The sequence below is a fragment of the Aequorivita sp. 609 genome (assembly GCF_014212065.1).
Lineage (GTDB): Bacteria > Bacteroidota > Bacteroidia > Flavobacteriales > Flavobacteriaceae > Aequorivita > Aequorivita sinensis.
Genome location: NZ_JACJVM010000017.1, coordinates 49,751 through 71,131 on the forward strand (window position 1 = coordinate 49,751; position 21,381 = coordinate 71,131).

The following is a 21,381-nucleotide window of genomic DNA, read 5'->3' on the forward strand; positions in this document are numbered from 1 at the left end:
AAGGGCTTATAGGTTGTTAATGTAGTAGCCGTCTTTTTTGTATTTAGCCTCGTCAAAAGTAAATAAGGTTTTTGAAACAGGTAGGTTTGTCTTAAAAGAATTTACTGTAAGGGTGTATTTTGTTCCTTGATTGTCTGTTTGTATCAATTTATATATGTGTTTTGTCTGTACATCAATCCCCAACAGAATATTTTTAATTTCCGCATTAGAGTCGATTGGCATCAACTTTACATATTGAATTTTTCTTCCTTTTACATTTTGAACAATATCCATTTTATAAGTGTAACCGTTTTCGTAAAAAGTCAACATTTTTGAAGGAGTAACTTCCTTGTCATCTTTTGGATTATAAGAAGAAATAGTTACTTCTTCATCTTCAGGAACGATAGTGTATATTTTCTTACCGTCGAAAATTCGAGTTGTCCCCAACATATTCAAAACGTATTTATCTCCTTGAAGTGTTACGTCACCACGAGTATCTTGATTTACATTTTCTTTTGAATTGTTTAAGTTGTATTTGAAGTCTATCGCTATGTTATCATAGCTTTTCACTTTTTCAGAAACCTCTTTAAGTAAAGATTTAGCGTCCTGTGCTTGTGTGAATGTAGTGATAAAAAGAGCTATTAGAATAATGCTTAATTTTTTCATTTTAGATATTTTTTGTTTCGTTTTCTAATAATTGATTTAATGCGTCAATAGTTGGAACTAAAACTGATCGTGCTTTGCTGCCTTCAAAAGGGCCAACAATTCCAGCCGCTTCTAATTGATCTATAATTCTACCAGCTCTGTTGTACCCTAACTTTAGCTTTCGCTGTAGTAATGAGGCGGAACCTTGCTGTGCAATTACAAGAACTTCGGCTGCTTCACGGAACAGTTTATCGCGATCCTTTATGTCATTATCAAGAGTTGTGCCACCTTCCTCTCCCACGTACTCAGGAAGTAGGTGTGCATCTGGAAATGCTTTTTGCGAACCGATAAAATCTGTAATATCATCTACTTCTGGTGTATCAACAAATGCACACTGTAAACGAGTTAGCTCATTACCTTGAGTGTACAACATATCGCCACGCCCAATAAGCTGATCGGCTCCAGAATTATCTAGAATGGTACGGGAGTCAATTTTACTTGTTACTCTAAAAGCAATTCTCGCAGGGAAGTTTGCTTTAATAATACCAGTAATAACATTTACAGATGGTCGTTGTGTAGCTACAATTAAGTGAATTCCAACGGCACGAGCTAATTGGGCAAGTCGAGCGATAGGTGTTTCAACTTCTTTTCCTGCAGTCATAATCAAATCTGCAAACTCATCGATTACTAAAACGATATACGGTAAAAATCTATGCCCGTCATTAGGGTTTAGTTTTCTGTTTTTGAATTTAGTATTGTACTCTTTAATGTTACGCACCATTGCATCCTTCAGCAAATCGTAACGAGTATCCATTTCAATACAAAGTGAATTTAATGTATTGATAACCTTAGTTGTATCGGTAATAATTGCATCTTCTGAATCTGGAAGCTTCGCTAAAAAGTGACGTTCAATTTTGTTGAATAGGGTAAGCTCAACCTTTTTTGGATCTACTAATACAAATTTTACTTCAGCTGGATGCTTCTTATATAAAAGGGAGGTAAGAATTGCGTTAAGTCCAACCGATTTACCTTGCCCTGTAGCCCCTGCCATAAGCAAGTGAGGCATTTTTGCTAAGTCAACTACAAAAGTTTCGTTGCTAATTGTCTTTCCGAAAGCAATTGGCAATTCCATTTCAGCATTTTGAAATTTTGCCGATCCAATTACAGAACGCATTGAAACTATTTTCGGGTTTTTATTAGGAACTTCAATACCTATAGTACCGCGTCCTGGAATAGGAGCAATAATTCTAATTCCTAAGGCAGAAAGTGAAAGAGCAATATCGTCCTCTAAGTTTTTAATTTTAGAAATTCGAACTCCAGCATCAGGTACAATTTCATAAAGCGTTACAGTTGGTCCAACAGTAGCTTTAATATTTGCAATACCTATTTTATAATTATTTAGCGTTTCTACAATTCTATTCTTGTTTTCTTCAAGTTCTTCTTGGTCTATGGTAATTGCTCCGCCTATAGTATGGTCGCGTAATAACTCAAGCGTTGGAAACCTGTATTTGCTCAATTCCAATCTTGGGTCGAATTCCCCATAGTCTTTTACAAGCTTTTCACTTAAAGTGTCTACCTCTTCCTCTTCAGCTGCTTGTTCGACCTCCATTTCAACATCTCCTTCTGTTTCAGATTTTAAAATAAGTTTTTCTTTAGAAGGTGAGGGTGGAGTAGGAGTTGGCTTTTCCACAACCTCAAAAGATTTTTCTTCTGTTGGTTTTGACACTTCTTCTGTATTAGAAGTGTTTGTGTTTATACCTTCTTCAGAAATCTTAGCTTTTGGCGTAGTTTCGGTTGATTTGAATTCTGAAATTATCTCATTTTTAGATTTTTTAATCGCGCCAATTACTGTCTCAGGAGTAAGTTTAAGGCGGACAACTAGATAGATGATAAGGATAAATGTCATCACCAATATAGTTCCGATTAACCCTAAGTAATCTTGCATATAATCATTGGCCTCGTAACCAATGATTCCGCTTAAAAGTGTTGTTTTTTCATTGAAGAATCCGAAGAAAATGGAGAACCATAGCATTAATAATAATCCCCAGAACCAGAATCTTAACAATTGTTTTTTGGCAAAATCAAAGAAGTAATACACTCCTGTAAGACCAATGAGAATGGCTAGAAAATAGGCAGCTATTCCAAAACCGTCATATATAAAAAAGTGAGCTATATTAGCTCCAAACTTATTTAATAAGTTTTCTGTTTGAAGTTCACGTTCGTTAAAAATACCAATTTCGCTTTGATCGATTTTCCAAGTAAAAAAATACGAGGTAAATGAAATTAAAAGAGCAGCCCCTAACAAAAATAAAAAGCTACCTAAAATTATTTTTTGTTGTTTAGATAACTTAAAACTTATTTTTTTACGCGGTGTCTTGGCGGTTTTTTTCTTTTTCTTGGCCATTAATGGAACAGTTGTCTTTTTTGCAAAAATACAAATATAGAACTTGTATTTTTCAAAATGTAAACTTCAAATTTTTAAATCGTTTTTAAATATTAAATATTAAATGTTAGAAGTTTATACTTTTTGCGAGTATAAACTTCTAAAATAAAGGAAATTAATCTGAATTTTTAAAATTTCGGGATATAAATAATGCATCCTATAATTACTGCTGTAATTGCAGCAAAGAATACTGCACCTGCAGCAATGTCTTTTATAAAGCCAATTTTAGTGTGAAAATTAGGATGAATAAAATCGGCTATTCCTTCAACTGCCGAATTTAGCCCCTCTAAACCTAAAACTAACCCTATCGCAAAAACCTGAAACATCCACTCCGTAGTGGAAATTTCAAAATAGAAACCTGCAATAGTCATTAATACACCTATTATAGCTTGAACTTGAATGCTTGGTTCAGTGCGAAGCAATAAATAAGCACCTTTTATAGCATAGCCAGCTCCTTTAAGGCGTTTACCTAAAAAGGTTTCCCACATTATAAAAGTGTTTTTAGTGCAGAAAGATAATCTGGTTCTTCTCCAATCTCTGGAACTAGTTGACTATGGATTACTTTTCCTTCTTCATCTAAAACAACAACTGCTCTTGAATGAAGACCTTTTAAAGCACCAGTAGTCATCTCCACTCCATAATTTTTTCCAAACTCTCCAGTGCGAAAGTCTGATAGGTTATTTACGTTTCTCAATTCTTCTTCACTTACAAAACGCTTATGAGCGAAAGGAAGGTCTTTTGAAATGCACAACACTTTTGTGTTGTCTAAGCCTGTAGCTTTTTCGTTGAACTTTCTTACTGAGGTAGCACAAACGTTAGTGTCAATACTCGGGAAGATGTTCATTACAACTCGGGATCCTTTGTAGTCTGATAACTTCTTAGCGCTTAAATCTTCTGAAGTTAATTCAAAATCTGGAGCCGAATCTCCAACTTGTGGTAGACTTCCAATTGTTTCGATGTCTTTTCCACCTAATTTTATATGTGCCATAGTATTTCTTTTTAAATGAGGGATAAAGATAAGAATTCGTTTTTTGTTAATCTATCAACAAGTTCTTAAAGAAAAGAGTTTTTTGCTCGATTGTTAAAATAGATGTGTTTAGTATACTATATACAAAAGAAAAGGCCGTCTAAATTTAGACGGCCTTTATTGTAATTATAAAATGTAAAATTATCGGTCTATAGAGCCTATTACTTTTTGTGCAAATGCATTAGCAGCATCGCGCTCAGGCATTCCATCTTCAATCATTTTATGAACTTCTACTGCACCACAAAGGTTAGTGATAAGCTCTCCAATAACGTCCAATTCTTCATCTGTAATCCTATTGTATTCGCTAAACGATTCTAAAACTTCAATACAGCTTTCTATCTGTTCTGATGAATTGTTTCGCTGAATATGTCTAATTACCGGTAACTTCATCTATAAGACTCTTTAAAGGTTCAACTTTATTCGTTTGAACTTGGTTTACTAATTCGCCATTTTTGAAAGTTGCGAAAGTTGGTAAATTATTCACATTAGCCATCTTTCTGCTTTCAGGAAACTTCTCAGCATCTACCATAACGAATTTGTAACCTTCAGTTTCTGTCGCCAATTTTTTAAATTTTGGCTTCATCAATCTACAATTGCCACACCATCCTGCAGAATATTGAACTATTACGTTCTTTTCTTCAGATACAAATTGCTGCAGGCTATCATCTTTTAGCTCTACTACCATATCTTAATTTCTTAAATATGTAGCAACTCCTTCGCGGTTAGCAACCATTGCTTCTTTACCTTCTTCCCAGTTTGCTGGACATACTTCACCGTTTTTCTGAACGTGAGTATAAGCATCAACTAATCTTAGGTATTCGTTTACGTTTCTACCAAGTGGCATATCGTTTACACTTTCGTGGAAAACTTTTCCCTCCTCATCAATTAGGTACGTTGCACGGTAAGTTACGTTATCACCTTCTACTGTGTAAAGACCAGTTTCTTCATCGTACTTTTCATTTTTAATATCAAGGATACCTAAAGCGTTAGATAAGTTACGGTTAGTATCTGCAAGTAATGGGTAAGTAACACCTTCAATTCCACCTTCATCTTTTGGAGTGTTTAACCAAGCAAAGTGAACTTCTGGAGTATCACAAGATGCACCTATTACCATTGTGTTTCTATCTTCAAATTGTGAAAGTACTTCTTGGAAAGAATGAATTTCAGTTGGGCAAACAAAAGTAAAGTCTTTTGGATACCAGAAAAGCAATACTTTTTTGTTGTTCTTTTTTGCTTCTTCTAGTACATTTAACTTAAAAGTATCTCCCATTTCGTTCATTGCGTCTACTGCGATGTTTGGGAAATTTTTTCCTACTAATGACATAATTTTATTGTTTATTAAGGTTAATAATTTTCTTGTACAAAGATAAGAACTACCTTAATAATTAATAGAAATACTCAATGGATTAATTTATAATCCGATAGGTTTTGTCGATAGGTTAAAATTTTAACAATAAGAAAAAGCTATAAGTGAATTATGCGGTTTCGGTTGTAGCTAACTGTCTGATTTTAATTCTGAATGCTGCAAAAAGCAAAGTAGTAAATGGACTCAGCCAATTGAAAATAGCATAACCTGCATAATGAAGCGTGTCAACACCTAAAACGCCACTATGGTAAGCACCACAAGTATTCCAAGGGATTAATACTGAAGTTACAGTACCACTATCCTCGAGAGTTCTTGATAGGTTTTCTGGTGCCAGACCTTTATCCTTAAACGCCTGTGCATACATTTTTCCAGGAACAACAATAGCTAAATATTGATCGCTTGCTGTTAGGTTTATAGCTAAACAGCTTGCAACAGTACTTGCAAAAAGTCCGAAGGTAGTGTGAAACAATTTCAACAACGCTCTACTAATTGCGGATAACGCACCAATTGCATCCATAATTCCTCCAAAAGTCATAGCACATATAATTAACCATACTGTATTTAACATGCCAGACATTCCTCCCGCTGAAAACAAGTCCTTTAATGATTCATTGTCTGTCGCAATAGAACTGTCAACGGTTATTGCGTTCATTATCCCTTTATAGCCAGATTCAAAAGTTAAAGAAGTTCCTCCTCCAACAGAGGCTACAATGTCTGGTTGAAAAATTAATGCGGCTACACCTCCAAGCAAGGAACCAAATAATAAGGCAATAAGTGGAGATGTTTTTTTAACAATCATAATAATCACTGCGATTGGAACTACAAACAACCACGGACTTACATTTATAGATTTTTCTACAGAAGCCAAAATAGCTTGTGTGTCTGCTGTTCCTGAAGTATCAATATTAAAGCCTAATATTATAAATACAATTAAAGTTACAGTTAATGTAGGAACGGTAGTATAGAGCATATATCTAATATGAGTAAACAAATCTGTTCCTGCCATAGCAGGAGCCAGGTTGGTGGTATCACTTAAAGGTGAAATTTTATCGCCAAAATAAGCTCCAGAAAGAATTGCTCCAGCCGTCATTCCAAGTGGAATGTTCATAGCATCTGCAATACCTATCAAGGCAATACCTACCGTTGCAGACGTTGTCCAACTACTTCCAGTTGCCACCGAAATAATAGCACATATGATAACACAAGAAGCTAGAAATATTGTCGGGTTTAATATCTGTAGTCCATAATAAATCATTGTTGGTATAATCCCGCTAATTAGCCAAGTTCCTGCCAATGCTCCAACCATTAATAAAATTAAAATAGCCCCAGCAGTCGATTTAATGTTGGAGGCCACTTCTTCTATCATTTGGTCGAACTTAACTTTGTTGAAGAAGCCAACAATAGCAGCTACGGCACCTCCCATTAAGAGTATAAACTGGTTACTTCCACTTAATGCATCATCACCATAAGCTACAAATACATTGTAAAAAAGCATTATTATTAATGCAAATACAGGTATTAAAGCCTCCCATATATTTAATTCAAAATTTTCAACAACGTCATCGTTTTTTGGGTCGGTAGGCTTAATGTCTTGGCTTTGCATAGTGTAATTTATTTTTAGGAATGTAATGTTACGATTTTGAAAAAACTTACGCAAATTAAAAAAGGGAACAGATTATCTGTTCCCTTCCAAAATTATAAACAAATAAGAATTTATTTTAATATTCCAACTTTAACCATACACTCACGCATCATAGTGTAGGTGCGTTCAATGTGGTTATCTAAACCTATGCTAAAACGAATTAATCCATCGCTTAATCCCATTTCTTTTTGTTCGTCTTCTGGAATTTCAGAAGAAGTAGAAGATCCTGGAGCGCTAAACAATGTTTTATAAAATCCTAAACTTACAGCTAAATAACCAAGATTGCGTTCTTGCATTAACTCCATCAATTCATTAGCCTTATCAATGCTGCCAGCATCAACAGTTAGCATTCCACCAAAGCCGTATTCTTTGTTCATCATTTTTTTATAAATCTCGTGTCCTGAATGCGATTTTAATCCTGGATATACGGTTTTTAAGCCGTCAGCCTCAAATTTTTCAGCCAAATACAAAGCGTTTTCGCTATGTTGCTTGATTCTTATATGAAGTGTTCTAAGGTTTTTTAAAATTGAAGCGGCACGCAAACTATCCATTGCAGGACCTAGAAGCATATTTGCACCGTCGTTTACATTTCGTAAACTATCAATAAATTCTTGGGTACCACAAGTAACGCCACCCATGGTATCACTACTTCCATTTATGAATTTTGTTAAACTGTGAAGTACAACATCGGCCCCTAGTTTTGCTGGAGAAAGGCTTAACGGTGAAAAAGTGTTATCTACTAATAATTGAAGGTTGTGTTTTTTTGCAATTTTTGAAAGTCCTTCAATATCGGCAACTTCCAAAAGTGGATTGCTCACTGTTTCGCAGTAAAGAACTTTAGTGTTTTCAGTAATTGCGTCTTCAACCTGATCTAGTTTAGTAATATCTACAAAAGAAGTTTCAATATTTAGTCTCGGTGCAAAGTTTTTAAGAAATGCATAAGTCCCACCGTAAATTGTACGACTAGAAACTATATGGTCTCCAGCTTTACACAGTTGTAGTAGTGCAGGAGTGATAGCGCCCATTCCGCTTGCAGCAACATTTGCTGTTTCTGTGCCTTCCATTGCAGCAAGTGCTTGCCCTAGGTATAAGTTTGATGGACTTGTGTGTCGCGAATAAAGATAACATCCGTCTGCATTTCCTTCAAAGGTATCGAACATAGTTTTTGCTGAAAGAAATGTATAAGTAGAAGAATCTGATATAGAAGGATTAACGCCTCCAAATTCGCCAAAGTATTGTAAATCTTGAATTTTATCTGCTGGTTTAAATGCCATGATTGTCTTTTTATTGTTGTTTCACAAATTTGCGAAAATTTATAGGAGTGGTCAAATTATAAAAGCAATTAGTTTTTAATGATAAAACTTTAACTTTTAAACCGCTAAACTTTTAAACTATTAAGCAGTATTGTACCTTTGCATCTTCAAATAAAAAACACATACAAGATGTCAAAATATGATGTAGCAGTAATAGGTTCTGGTCCTGGTGGCTATGTAGCAGCAATTCGTTGCGCACAATTGGGTATGAAAACCGCAATTATAGAAAAGTACGATGTATTAGGAGGTACTTGCCTTAACGTTGGCTGTATTCCTAGTAAAGCCTTATTAGACTCTTCACATCACTACGAAGATGCTATGAAGCACTTTGAAGATCACGGAATTGAAATTCCTGGCGATATTAAGCTTAATTTCAAAAAAATGATTGAGCGCAAAGCCTCTGTTGTAGATCAAACTACCAAAGGGATTGTTTATTTGATGGATAAAAATAAAATCGATGTTTATACGGGAATGGGATCTTTTAAAGATGCTACTCATATCGATATAACCAACGGTAAGAAAACCGAAACCATCGAAGCAAAAAATACAATTATTGCCACTGGAAGTAAACCTTCAACGCTACCTTTTATTAAGTTAGATAAAGAAAGAGTAATTACTTCAACTGAAGCATTAAGCTTAAAAGAAGTGCCAAAGCACCTAGTTGTTATTGGTGGTGGAGTAATTGGTCTAGAATTAGGCCAAGTTTACCGTCGTTTAGGTGCAGAAGTTTCTGTTATTGAATATATGGACAGAATTATTCCTACTATGGACGCTGCTCAAAGTAAAGAGCTAACTAAAGCAATGAAGAAACAAGGGGTTAAATTTTATTTATCTCACAAAGTTTCTGATGTTTCTAAAAAAGGAAAAGAAGTTGTAATTACCGCAACCGATAAGAAAGATAAAGAAGTTACTTTTAAAGGTGATTACTGCTTAGTTTGTGTAGGTAGAAAACCTTATACAGATGGACTAAAAGCTGAAAACGCTGGGGTAAAAGTTACTGAGCGTGGAATGATTGATGTAAACGACCAACTTCAAACAAACATTAGCAACATTTACGCTATTGGTGATGTTGTTAGAGGTGCAATGTTAGCTCATAAAGCTTCAGAAGAAGGAACTTTAGTGGCTGAAATTATAGCGGGTCAAAAACCACATATCAATTACAACTTAATTCCAGGTGTAGTTTATACTTGGCCGGAAGTTGCTTCTGTAGGTAAAACAGAAGAGCAGCTAAAAGAAGCTAAAGTAGAATACAAAGCAGGACAATTCCCGATGCGTGCGTTAGGAAGAAGCCGTGCAAGTGGTGATATTGATGGTTTTGTAAAAATTCTTTCAGATAAAAATACAGATGAAGTGTTAGGTGTACATATGGTAGGAGCCAGAGTTGCCGATTTAATTGCTGAAGCTGTAGTAGCTATGGAATTCCGCGCTAGTGCAGAAGATATTGCTAGAATGAGTCACGCACACCCAACGTATGCCGAAGCAGTAAAAGAAGCTGCACTTGCCGCGACTGATGACAGAGCTATTCACGTATAGAAAAAGTGAATATCGATAAATGGTGAGTAACCATATAAAAAAAGCATCTTGAAATATTTCAAGATGCTTTTTTACTTTATTAGATTAATTGTGGATTATTCAATAATTCCTCCACAAGAAACACGTCCACCAGCATCACCTGTTGGTTGTGAAACAAAATCGTCTTCACCGTCGTGAACTATAATAGCTTTCCCAACAATGTTTTTGTTTTCATCATCACATCCAATACACCATTCGTCAGTTTCCATAGAAATTTTTGCCATCCCATTAGCATCAGCAACCATATTTCCTATGTCACCTTTATGGTATCCTTCGGCATCTCCCCACTTACCGTGTCTTTGATGAGTTGGGTTCCAATGACCTCCTGTTGAAGTTCCATCATCTGCACTACAGTCTGCTTTTTCGTGAATATGAATCGCGTGAGTACCTTCAGTTAAGCCTTCAAATTTTGCATCCATTTTTACTACTCCATTTTCTTCAGTAAAGACAACCTGACCAATAGCATTACTTCCACTTTTAGACTCCATCATTACTGATAGCGTTTTCGGAGCTTCCTTTACTTCTTCCACTTCAACCGATTCGGTTAATTCTTCTAAAGAATCAGCATCTTTTTTTTCGTTTTTACAACCTACAAAAGCTAACATTGCTGTTGCTGTAAGTAATAGTCCTAATTTTTTCATTTCAAAAGTTTTTTAGTTTGTGTTGATTAATAATTAATCACTAAAGATAAGATTTCACCATCCCACAAACAAGAATTTAAAAAAATCTTAGCAGTTTTTATGAATAATGAAATTCTATCAATATTTAAATACTATTCTACAAGCTTAGTGATAATTTGTGTTTTGCTATGAAGCGTTTTATGAACAGGGCATTTATCTGCAATTTGCATCAATTTCGCTTTTTGCTCATCGGTTAGATTCCCAACCAATTTAATTTCACGTTTAAAAGTGTCAATTTTTGAAGAATCTTTTTCGCATTCTTGACAATCTATAGCGTGTTCTTTTGAATAATCTATATGCACGGAAACATTCCCTACATTCCAATTTTTTCTTCTCGCATACATTTGTATTGTCATAACTGTACAAGCAGCAAGTCCTGCCGATAAAAATTCGTAAGGCGAAGGACCGAAGTTGTTTCCGCCGAAAGATTTAGGCTCATCTGCAATTAAATAATGATCGCCAACTTTTAAATTAGTTGTAAACTTCTCGTCTTGCCCTAAACTAGCGGCAACCTTACTTTTACTTTTTATTTCTTTGGCAGGAGGTATTTCTACATATCGCGAAGCCCATCCAGCAATAACCTCACCTACATACTTAGAATCTTCTTTTTTCGAGAGTAAATGATCTACGCCGTCTAATGATACAAAACTTTTAGGATGATGAGCGGCAATGTATATTTTTTCAGCATTTTTAATACCAACCGTGTTATCTTGAGGAGAGTGTAAAATTAACAGTGCTTTTCTAAGATCACTTACAACATCTTTTAAAGTATTGTTTTCTAGATCGTCTAGAAATTGTTTTTTTATGGTGAAATCTACACCGCCTAAATTAACTCTAGCTTTTCCATTTTTAGTTATTTCTTGTTCGCTATCCTTTAATAAATGCATAACGTGCGATGGATCACTAGGAGAATTGATTACTGCAACAGCTTTTATAGATTCAAGTTTAGAAGCCGCAAAAATAGCCGCAGCCCCTCCAAGCGAATGCCCAATAATAAGTGTAGGTGCTTGATAATTTTCTTCTAAAAAGTTCGCTGCCTCTATAAGGTCATCAACATTTCCTGAGAAGTTGGTATTCTCAAAATCTCCTTCGCTTTCACCCAAACCAGTGAAATCAAATCGCAAAACTCCAAACCCTGCATTCGTTAATGCCCGACCAACATTTTTTACAGCAGTTAAGTTTTTGGTGCAAGTAAAACAATGCGCAAATATTACAAAGTTATGTGGCTTCTGATCTAATGGTAGTTCCAAACGACCAGCTAATTGCTCTTTATCTTTATTAGTAAAGGATACCTTATGGATATTCATAAAAATCGTTTTTGATTAAATTACAAATTATAAAAAATATGTAGCCTTAAAATTAAGTATTTTATAGAGGATAAACAGAAGTTTCCATGAATTAATTCAACAGCTTTCATTAGTAGTTTTAATGCTAGTTTAACGTTTACTTGTTTTATTTAAAAAACAAATCCGTTACATTTATAAGATGAACAAAAAAGGACTTAAAAGCGGATTTGTCTTCACCAAGCATACTCCCAAAGAACTGTCTCCTTTCGAAAAACTCTTAGATGTTTTCCAAGAATTAATAACGCATACTTCTGGGGATGTTGATGAAGCTTTAGAGTGGTTAAAGCAATTGGATGACGAATATAAACTTACTACCGATGACTACACCTTAGATGATTTTGTAGAAGACCTTAAAAAGAAAGGTTATCTGCGTGAAGAAATTAAAGTGAATGGGAAAGGAGGTTTAGCAATTACCGATAAAACTGAAAGAGCACTTCGAAAGAGAGCTTTAGAGCAAATCTTTGGAAAACTGCGAAAAAGCGGCGCTGGAAACCACCGCACCAAACAAACAGGGAGAGGAGACGAGCAAGCAGGAGAATTTCGCTCCTATCGATTTGGGGACTCATTAGAACAGATTTCAATGACCGAGAGTTTTAAAAATGCTCAGATTAATCACGGTTTGGGTGAGTTTACACTGTCTGAAAACGATTTGGTTGTTGAAGAAACGATGTACAAAACCCAGATGAGTACCGTGTTAATGATAGACATTAGCCATAGTATGATTCTTTATGGTGAAGATAGAATCACCCCCGCTAAAAAAGTGGCAATGGCTTTATCCGAATTTATAACAACGCGTTACCCAAAAGATACTTTAGATATTTTAGTATTTGGAAATGATGCTTGGCCAATTCAAATTAAAGATTTGCCTTATTTAAATGTAGGCCCTTACCATACAAATACAGTTGCTGGATTGCAATTGGCAATGGATTTGTTGCGAAGAAAAAGAAATACTAATAAACAGATATTTATGGTAACCGACGGAAAACCAAGCTGTGTACGACTTCCCGATGGGCGTTATTATAAAAATAGCAATGGTTTAGATAGGTATATCGTTAATAAATGTTACGCAATGGCATCCCAAGCTAGGAAACTTCACATTCCAATAACAACCTTTATGATTGCTGAGGATCCCTATTTAATGCAGTTTATCGAACATTTTACAGCAGCAAACCAAGGGAAGGCATTTTATACAGGGTTGAAAGGATTAGGAGAAATGATTTTTAGTGATTATGAATCTAATAGAAGAAAGAGAATAAGATAAAAAGTCCTTTTCAAAGAGGTAGAAATGAAATTACCTAGGTGGTTTAAAAATTTAAGAAAGAAAAAGATATGAATATAGATATTACTAAAATAAAGACATTAGGCGACCTTCAAAAGTCAGGTTACGAATCAAAACCTGTAAAGGAGGAACTACGCAGGAACCTTCTTCAAAAAATTATGAAGAAAGAAAGTCCGTTTGTGGGAATTCACGGATATGAATTAACAGTAATTCCAGCGTTGGAAAGAGCCATATTGTCTAAGCATAATATCAACCTACTCGGATTACGCGGACAAGCAAAAACGCGGTTAGCACGACAGATGGTTGGGCTATTAGACGAGTATATACCTATTGTAGAAGGTAGCGAAGTAAATGACGATCCTTATAGCCCCATATCTCGTTATGCTAAAAATTTGATTAAAGAAGAAGGGGATAATACTCCTATAAGTTGGTTGCATCGAGATAATCGTTTTTTTGAAAAACTTGCCACACCTGATGTTACTGTTGCTGATATTATTGGTGATGTGGATCCAATTAAAGCGGCCAATTTAAAACTAAACTATGCAGATGATCGTGTAATTCATTTTGGGATGATACCGCGAAGTAATCGATGCATATTCGTAATTAATGAATTGCCAGATTTGCAACCGCGAATTCAAGTGGCATTATTTAATATTCTTCAAGAAGGAGATGTTCAAATTAGAGGTTTTGCTTTGCGATTACCATTAGATATACAATTTGTATTTACGGCAAATCCAGAAGATTATACCAACCGTGGTAGTATTGTTACACCATTAAAAGATAGAATTGGGTCGCAAATCCTCACCCATTACCCAGAAAGTATAAAAACAGCTCGTGCTATTACTGAGCAAGAGACCGACCAAGCTACAAAAGAAAAATCTGATGTTTATGTTCCTGATTTGGCAAAAGATGTTTTAGAACAAATTAGTTTTGAAGCACGAGAAAATGATTATATAGACGTTAAAAGTGGTGTAAGCGCGAGATTAAGTATTACAGCGTTTGAAAACTTATTGAGCACCGCGGAGAGAAGAGCATTGCATAACGGAGTGCAGAAAACTTCTGTTAGGTTAGGTGACTTTGTAGGAGTTATCCCTGCAATTACAGGTAAGATTGAATTGGTGTACGAAGGAGAACAGGAAGGAGTAAATCAAGTTGCACAGCAGTTAATAGTTGATGCAGTTGACACAACTTTTAAAGAGCGTTTTCCAAAAATTGAGAAACTTACCAAAGAAGGAGATGACGATCCGTATTCTGAAATTGTTTCTTGGTTTTTTGAAGAAAGTGATTTTGAACTATTGGATTCTTACTCCGATGAAGAATACAGAATGGAACTTGATAGGATAACTCCTTTACAGGAATTAATAGAAACATATCAACCTGATACTTTAAAAGAGGATATTTACTTTTTAAAAGAAGTAATACTATGGGGACTGGCAGCCAATAATAAGCTAAGTAAATTTAGCATTGGTAACGGACTTCATTTTAAAGATGTTTATGGTGGTTATATAAGTGGACTATAGCTTATAAATAAAAAAGGCTGTCAAAATTTTGACAGCCTTTTATTATAAATTCTTACAGAATATTAAATGTTCGGGATCACCAACTCATCACCAGGATGAATAAGATCTGCAGACTTTAATTTACCTTTATTAGCTTCAAAGATAGCGTTGTATTTGTTTGCATCACCATAGTATTTCTTAGCTATCTTACTTAAAGATTCGCCGCTTTGTACAGTGTGATGTGCAAAAACAGAACTATCGGCAACTTTAATGTCAGCCATAATGTCTGTAGGGTTTTCACCACCAACTCGCTTAATTTCATCCCAAATTAAATTTTTGTCGTATTGAGTCTTTGCAGTACCCCAAACTTTAAGTTGACCATTTTCTTCTTTTACATCACCCTCTTGGATGTTAAGTTTTTCTCCTAAATCCAGAACACTCTGGTATTTTGACTTAATCATTTTTTATAGTTTTAGTGTTAATTTCTATAAAGATACAATTTTACCCAAAATTAAATTTAACATTTAGAAAAATTTAAGACAAAAGTGTAACTATTTCATTATCAGCTAAATTTAACTAAATGTTAATGATAATTGGTAAAAACTTCACAGTTTGAACGATACCTTTGATACAAACTAAAAAACACACTATTATGAAGTTTAAACAAATTGTACTATCAATTGCAGCCGTTGGAATTCTATTGGTTGGTTGTAATGATTCGAAAAAGAAAGAAGCCGAAGCTCAAGCTCAGGCGGAAGAATTGAGAATGGAACGTGAAGCCGACTCTATATTGAAGTTAGAAGAAGAGAAAATGGCTAGAATGGAAGATATGGAAGCTAATTCTATTTCGGCTAAAGCAATGGGTAACGACAACTTATCTACTTTAGTTAGTGCGCTTCAAACTGCAGAGTTAGCCGATACCTTTAAAAGTGAAGGCGAATACACAGTTTTTGCACCGACAAATGATGCATTTGAAAAAGTTTCTAAAGCAACTTTAGATAATTTGATGAAACCGGAAAACAAAGAAAAACTACAAAGTTTGCTTAAGTATCACGTGCTTCAAGGAAAATTGCCTTCAGTGGATGTCTTAGCGAAAATTAATAATGCTAATAACAAATTGGATGTTACTACCTTAAATGGAGAGATTCTTACTTTATCGGAAAAGAATGGTAAAGTAATGATTAAAGATGCTAAAGGAAATGTTGCTACTGTTACAAATGTAGATATCGATGCCTCCAATGGAGTAATTCATACTTTAGATAAAGTATTGATGCCAAAAATGTAAATCATCTTATTTTCTATTATTAAAAACCTCTGAAAAGAGGTTTTTTTATGTCTATTCTTTTCCTAAATAAGCCCAAGCATATAAGTCCTCCTTAGAATTTATGGAGTGTGAAACACTATGTTTTATTAGGTTATTTTTAGGAATAATAAAATAGGATTGGAATATATTAATTAAAAAAGGTCAGTAAAATTAGTTTACTGACCTTTTCGATTCTTAATGACAAGTACAACCGCCATCCATAAATCCTTGGGTTTCTTGATGCCAAGGGAATGCCTGGTTATAACCATCTAACTCCCAGAAAAAAGGTAGGCGCTCTTTAGGATTGTTACCTATTTCATTCATAGTTTCAGTATCGTACAATCTACCATTTACCATAACCATATTTATAGATAAGGTGTTTTCGATATCTTCTAATGGGTTTTTATCCATCACGATTAAATCTGCTAGTTTACCAACTTTTAATGAACCTATATCTTCACCTGCACCAATATATTCAGCAGAGTTAATAGTAGCGGCTTTTAAGGTTTCAAGATTGCTAAGTCCACCTTGATTAATCATCCAGGTTTCCCAATGTGCCCCAAGACCTTGTAATTGACCGTGAGCCCCCATATTTACTTTTACGCCTGCTTCACTTAAATCTTTTACCGTTTCAGAAACTAAAATATGCCCGTTTTGGTACTCTTCCTGTGGAACTTTAATTCTATGACGAGAACGACTGTCTATAACGCCACGCGGAGTAAAGTTGAGTAGTTTTTCGTTTTCCCAAACATTGTCTCTTTCATAAAAATACATTTCTCCATTCATCCCACCATAATTTACAATAAGAGTAGGAGTGTAGCCAGTATTGCTTCTGCTCCAAACTTCTCTAATATCCTTATAAATAGGTGCTATAGGAATGTTGTGTTCTATTCCGGTGTGTCCGTCAATAACTTGCGTTATGTTGTGATAAAAAGTTGAACCTCCTTCAGGCACCACGTTAATTCCCATTTCACGCGCTGCTTGTAAAACTTGCTGACGTTGATCGCGGCGCGGTTGGTTGTAACTCTTTACACTTTTAGCGCCAAAGGCTTTTGTACGGCGAATACTGCTTCTAGCATCTTCTAAATTGTTTATCACAGCTTTAAAATCGCCATCACCACCGTATAAAATAAATCCAGTAGAATATAATCTCGGCCCTACCAATTGGCCACTCTTTTGAAGTTCAGATAGTGTAAATACCGTTTCTGTATTCGCCGAAGGGTCATGTGCTGTAGTTACACCAAAGGCTAAATTGGCCATAAACGACCATTTTTGCTGCGTAGGCAATCCATAGCGGAAAGCACCAACGTGAGCGTGTGCATCTACCATTCCTGGCATAATAGTTTTTCCTTCAGCAGCATAAATCTTTGTACCTGATGGAATAGAAACTTTATCTGCAGCTCCTACAGCTTCAATTTTATTACCATTAATTAATATAGTTCCGTTTTCAATTACCTTATCACCCTCCATTGTGATGATTCTTGCATTTGTGAATGCAATTCTACCGTTAGGAATATCTACTGGAGCTTCTAAGTTAATTTTGGTTCCGGTTAATGTTACCTCTGGTAATTCATCTGGTGAACCAGGTAAAAAGGTAAATCTGTTTTTTAATTCATTACTAAAGTATTCATCTCCAAGTGTCCACATTACATTCTTACTGTTTGCTGACCAATGTATGTTGATGCCAGCATCTTTTGCAAGTTGAGAAACAGGTAATGCTTTTGTTTTATCGTCTAAGTCAATTGTTTGTCCGTTAAGCAATAAAGGCGCAACATATAACTTATGAAGATTTGTAAAAGCAACCCATTTATTGTCCGGACTTGGAACTAATCTATTTGCATATTTTGAGGTAATGTGTGTTTTTTCTTCGTTTCCTTTAAGGTTTACGCTAATTAATTTCTTCTCAATGCTCCCAAAATATGTGCCGCCCGTTTGTAAGAAAATACGTTTTCCATCTGCGCTAAACATTGGGTAATCACCTTTGTCGGTTACAAAAGTTTCATTACCTCCATTAGCATCCATTATATAAATCCCTTCTTTCTTTGTATAAGTAAAACCTTGATCGGTATTTCCACTTTCTTTTTTAAAGATAATTTGTGTTCCGTTAGAAGAGAAAGAAGGCATTCGGTAAATTCCTTTATTTGAAGTAAGTTTTACAGGATTTCCGCCGTTTACTGAAATCTTGTAAATAGCTCCTTTATCAACGTCGTTCCAAGTAACGTAAATTATTTCAGTACCATTAGGAGAGAATGTAGGTTCGAATTCAAAATTGGTACTGTTTGTTAAACGTTGAGGTTTTCCGTTAGGTAATTCTTTTTTGTATAAATGCCCTAAAGCACTAAAAACAATATGTTTTCCATCAGGTGAAGTAACCGTATGACGGATCATTTTTGGGGTGAACTTTTCAGTTTCAATTCTATTGTCAAAATGAACAGTTTCGGCTAAATCTATATTTACATTAGCTGTAAAAGGGATGTTTGTAACTTCCAATGAGTTAACATCAATCTTATTAATTTTTCCACCACTCCAAAAGATGATTTCGTTGTTATTTGGCATCCAATTAAAATTTGGATAGACTCCAAAAATCGCCCAAGCTTCTTGCTGATCTTTGTTCAACTTGTCGTAGATAGGAAACTCTTCTCCTGTTTCTAGGTTGTGGATAAATAAAACACTTTTGGTACGCACTCTTTTTACAAAAGCTAATTTCTTACCATCAGGAGAAACTGTAGGTCTTGCTGCTCCACCAGGTCCACCGGTAATAGTTTCGGTTTCTCCGGTTTCAAACTCGTAGCGTTTTATAACATAAATCTGACTGTTTGGATCTTTGTTATATTGAAAATATCCGCCAGGGTACACATCTTCACTGTAATACAAATACCTTCCATCTGAAGAAACGAAGGGTTCGTTTACGTCTTGCTGGTCATTTTTTCTTTTGGTAAGCTGAATACCAGAGCCTCCTGTTTTGTGGTATTGCCACATCTCTCCAGCTCCTAGACTTCTACCTGATGTAAAGTGTTTTCTAGCAATTAAATAATTGCCATCTGCACTCCAAACGGCATTGTTAAGTAGTCTAAAATCTTCTTTGGTAACTTGTTTTGCATCGCTGCCATCAACATTCATCACCCAAATATTATCACCACCACCTGCATCGCTGGTAAATGAAATTTTTGTCCCATCTGGACTGAATCTCGGTTGAATTTCAAAAGGAATTCCAGTTCTAATAGCTTTGGCTGTACCTCCAGTAATTGGCAGAGTGTAAATATCGCCCACCATATCAAAAACTATGGTTTGCCCGTCGGGGCTAACATCAAGGTTCATCCAAGTTCCTTCATCGGTAGTAAAGGAATGTGTTTTGTAGTTGAAATCTTTACCAGGATTTGCAACTTCCCATTTTGTTTCTGATTTTTCACTGTCTTTTTTCTTTTTCTTCTGTGCTGTAAGCGTTAGTGAAATCGTAAAAATGAGGAGTGTTGAAAGTAGTTTCATATTCAATGTTTATAAATTTCGGTGTAATTATAATTGGGTGTACGTTATTCTATTTCTTCAGTAATAACATAAAAATCTTTTTTAATTTCAGCAGTTTCAATGGATGATGAAAATTCTTTTGTTTTCCATTCCGAAGTAGGTTCTATCCATTCTTCTTTTCCATTAATTATAGCAATAACAGGCATCTTAAAGTTTTTAAGGATGTCGGTATAGCGAAATTTCAACTTGTTGTCTTCAACTTTATATTCCACCTTAGGAATCATAGTTGTTCTTAGGTATTGGTTAAAAAACATATTGAGATTTAAGCCACTTTTCTGCATGATATAATCTTCAACCTGTTTGCTGCTTACAGTTTGGTGATAAAAATCTTTATTCAAACCGATTAAAATTTGTCGCCACTTTTCATCATTATCAATTAGTTGTCTAATGGTGTGAAGCATATTTGCACCTTTGTAATACTTATCGCTGCTACCTGAATGACTAACATTATAATTTCCAATTATTGGAATATCATTTAAAATACTACGGCGAAGTCCAACAACATATTCTGAAGAAGCTTTTTTTCCAAAGTGATAATCGAGATAGATATTTTCAGAATAGCAGGTAAATCCTTCGTGAACCCACATATCTGCCACATCATTATTAGTAATATTATTTGCAAACCATTCGTGACCACTTTCGTGAATTATTATAAAATCGAATTTCATTCCCCAACCCGATCTAGATAAGTCGCGGCCTAAATATCCGTTTTCAAACTGATTGCCGTAGGTAACACTACTTTGATGTTCCATTCCTAAATATGGTGCTTCCACAAGCTTGTATCCATCTTCATAAAAAGGGTAGGGGCCAAACCAGTGTTCAAACGCTTCCATCATCATTGGGGCTTGTTTGAATTGTTCTTTGGCTTTTTCTTCATTTTCTCTAAGCACGTAGTAATCCATGTCTAAAGTTCCATTTAAACCTTGATACTTTTCACTCCAACGTACATAATCGCCAATATTAATGTTTACTCCGTAAGCATTGATAGGATTTACAACCTCCCAAACCCAAGTTTTTGTGGTGTCATTTTCAATTACTTTAATAAGTCGTCCGTTGCTTACATCCATTAAATGTTTTGGTGCCGTAACCGAAATTTTCATGCCATTATCAGGCTCTTCGGAAGGGTGATCTTTTAACGGCCACCAAATACTTGCACCAATTCCTTGGTTAGCAGTGGCGATAAATTCGTTGCCATTGCTATCCTTTGTCCATGTAAAACCACCATCCCAAGGAGCACGTCGCGCTACAGTTGGTTTTCCAGAAAAGTAAATAGTGATTTTATTCTGCTTACCTTTTTTCTGTTTCTTTTTAAGTTTTAAAAAATGCGCATTTCCTTCTGAAGTGAATGAAATCTCTTCATTGTTTTGAAGAATTTTGTCAATTTTCATCGGAGCCTGCAAGTCGATTTGCATAATGTTGTTGCGCTCTAAAACTTCATAAGTTATGGTGTTACTACCTTCAATAGATTTTTCTGAAGGATTTACGGAAACTTTTAAATCGTAATGTGTAACATTCCACCAAGCTCTTTCAGGAGTAATGCTACCTCGAAGCGTATCTGCACGTGAAAATTCTTGTGCAATGGAAACAAAATTAATGCTTAGGAATAGTAGAAAGAAAAGATTTTTCATTGAGGAGAAATTTTTGTCTAAAAATACCAAAAAAAAGACTTGAAGCTATTAGAAATACTGAAAAGTAGCTGAGTTTTATAAAAGAGAAATTATTCAGTTAGTTCAATTGAAACATTCGGTTTTGCTATAAAAAA

The 21,381-nt window shown here is 35.1% G+C and carries 18 protein-coding genes; 4 read left to right on the forward strand and 14 right to left on the reverse strand.

Translation table 11 applies throughout. From position 1 onward, the window contains the following. Window positions 1-6: 6 nt before the first annotated feature. From H4O20_RS07265 to H4O20_RS07305, 9 genes are all read right to left on the reverse strand, one after another. The gene (locus H4O20_RS07265; protein ID WP_185098772.1) at window positions 7-645 is read right to left on the reverse strand and encodes an outer membrane lipoprotein carrier protein LolA; all 639 of its coding nucleotides are present in this window, start codon (window positions 643-645) and stop codon (window positions 7-9) included. Window position 646: 1 nt separating this feature from the next. Next, complete coding sequence (locus H4O20_RS07270) at window positions 647-3,028, reverse strand: DNA translocase FtsK (RefSeq protein ID WP_185098773.1); 2,382 nt, start codon at window positions 3,026-3,028, stop codon at window positions 647-649. A gap of 167 nt (window positions 3,029-3,195) precedes the next feature. Continuing rightward, on the reverse strand, window positions 3,196-3,555 hold the full coding sequence (locus H4O20_RS07275) for a diacylglycerol kinase family protein (protein WP_185098774.1): 360 nt from the start codon (window positions 3,553-3,555) through the stop codon (window positions 3,196-3,198). Then, entirely contained in the window at window positions 3,555-4,055 is a 501-nt protein-coding gene (gene tpx / locus H4O20_RS07280) for a thiol peroxidase (RefSeq protein WP_139855709.1), read from the reverse strand. The genes H4O20_RS07275 and tpx overlap by 1 nt, the downstream gene beginning before the upstream one ends. A gap of 180 nt (window positions 4,056-4,235) precedes the next feature. Next, the gene (locus tag H4O20_RS07285; RefSeq protein ID WP_139855708.1) at window positions 4,236-4,484 is read right to left on the reverse strand and encodes a hypothetical protein; all 249 of its coding nucleotides are present in this window, start codon (window positions 4,482-4,484) and stop codon (window positions 4,236-4,238) included. Continuing rightward, on the reverse strand, window positions 4,465-4,779 hold the full coding sequence (locus H4O20_RS07290) for a co-chaperone YbbN (RefSeq protein WP_139855707.1): 315 nt from the start codon (window positions 4,777-4,779) through the stop codon (window positions 4,465-4,467). The genes H4O20_RS07285 and H4O20_RS07290 overlap by 20 nt, the downstream gene beginning before the upstream one ends. Window positions 4,780-4,782: 3 nt before the next feature. Next, a complete protein-coding gene (locus tag H4O20_RS07295; protein WP_139855706.1) occupies window positions 4,783-5,418 on the reverse strand; it encodes a peroxiredoxin in 636 nt (211 codons plus the stop codon). 151 nt (window positions 5,419-5,569) lie between these two features. Then, window positions 5,570-7,063: a Na+/H+ antiporter NhaC gene (nhaC, locus tag H4O20_RS07300; RefSeq protein ID WP_185098775.1), complete on the reverse strand. Its 1,494-nt coding sequence runs from the start codon at window positions 7,061-7,063 to the stop codon at window positions 5,570-5,572. 110 nt (window positions 7,064-7,173) lie between these two features. Continuing rightward, window positions 7,174-8,376: an aminotransferase class I/II-fold pyridoxal phosphate-dependent enzyme gene (locus tag H4O20_RS07305; protein ID WP_185098776.1), complete on the reverse strand. Its 1,203-nt coding sequence runs from the start codon at window positions 8,374-8,376 to the stop codon at window positions 7,174-7,176. Between the two features lie 168 nt (window positions 8,377-8,544). Between H4O20_RS07305 and lpdA the strand changes: the two genes are divergently transcribed. Then, window positions 8,545-9,948, forward strand: a complete 1,404-nt coding sequence (gene lpdA, locus H4O20_RS07310; protein WP_139855703.1) for a dihydrolipoyl dehydrogenase — start codon at window positions 8,545-8,547, stop codon at window positions 9,946-9,948. A 95-nt stretch (window positions 9,949-10,043) separates the two neighbouring features. Here the strand turns inward: lpdA and H4O20_RS07315 are convergent, their stop codons facing one another. Beyond that, entirely contained in the window at window positions 10,044-10,628 is a 585-nt protein-coding gene (locus H4O20_RS07315; RefSeq protein ID WP_185098777.1) for a superoxide dismutase family protein, read from the reverse strand. Between the two features lie 131 nt (window positions 10,629-10,759). Continuing rightward, window positions 10,760-11,974 (reverse strand): bifunctional alpha/beta hydrolase/OsmC family protein, encoded by a 1,215-nt coding sequence (locus H4O20_RS07320; protein WP_185098778.1) that lies wholly within the window; start codon window positions 11,972-11,974, stop codon window positions 10,760-10,762. Between the two features lie 178 nt (window positions 11,975-12,152). Here H4O20_RS07320 and H4O20_RS07325 point away from each other — a divergent pair, with 178 nt between their 5' ends. Both H4O20_RS07325 and H4O20_RS07330 read left to right on the forward strand, forming a co-directional pair. After that, window positions 12,153-13,274 carry a VWA domain-containing protein gene (locus tag H4O20_RS07325; RefSeq protein ID WP_185098779.1) on the forward strand — a complete coding sequence of 374 codons (1,122 nt, stop codon included), beginning with the start codon at window positions 12,153-12,155 and terminating at the stop codon, window positions 13,272-13,274. 74 nt (window positions 13,275-13,348) lie between these two features. Then, window positions 13,349-14,812: a magnesium chelatase gene (locus tag H4O20_RS07330; RefSeq protein ID WP_185098812.1), complete on the forward strand. Its 1,464-nt coding sequence runs from the start codon at window positions 13,349-13,351 to the stop codon at window positions 14,810-14,812. A 62-nt stretch (window positions 14,813-14,874) separates the two neighbouring features. On the opposite strand, the gene H4O20_RS07335 is transcribed toward H4O20_RS07330, so the two are convergent. Continuing rightward, window positions 14,875-15,252 carry a LysM peptidoglycan-binding domain-containing protein gene (locus tag H4O20_RS07335; protein WP_139855699.1) on the reverse strand — a complete coding sequence of 126 codons (378 nt, stop codon included), beginning with the start codon at window positions 15,250-15,252 and terminating at the stop codon, window positions 14,875-14,877. Between the two features lie 191 nt (window positions 15,253-15,443). Between H4O20_RS07335 and H4O20_RS07340 the strand changes: the two genes are divergently transcribed. Then, the gene (locus H4O20_RS07340) at window positions 15,444-16,076 is read left to right on the forward strand and encodes a fasciclin domain-containing protein (protein ID WP_185098780.1); all 633 of its coding nucleotides are present in this window, start codon (window positions 15,444-15,446) and stop codon (window positions 16,074-16,076) included. Between the two features lie 213 nt (window positions 16,077-16,289). On the opposite strand, the gene H4O20_RS07345 is transcribed toward H4O20_RS07340, so the two are convergent. Both H4O20_RS07345 and H4O20_RS07350 read right to left on the reverse strand, forming a co-directional pair. Further along, window positions 16,290-19,580, reverse strand: coding sequence for an amidohydrolase family protein (locus H4O20_RS07345; RefSeq protein ID WP_185098781.1), 3,291 nt, complete (start codon window positions 19,578-19,580; stop codon window positions 16,290-16,292). A gap of 44 nt (window positions 19,581-19,624) precedes the next feature. Beyond that, window positions 19,625-21,247 carry a M1 family metallopeptidase gene (locus H4O20_RS07350; protein WP_185098782.1) on the reverse strand — a complete coding sequence of 541 codons (1,623 nt, stop codon included), beginning with the start codon at window positions 21,245-21,247 and terminating at the stop codon, window positions 19,625-19,627. Window positions 21,248-21,381: the final 134 nt, after the last annotated feature.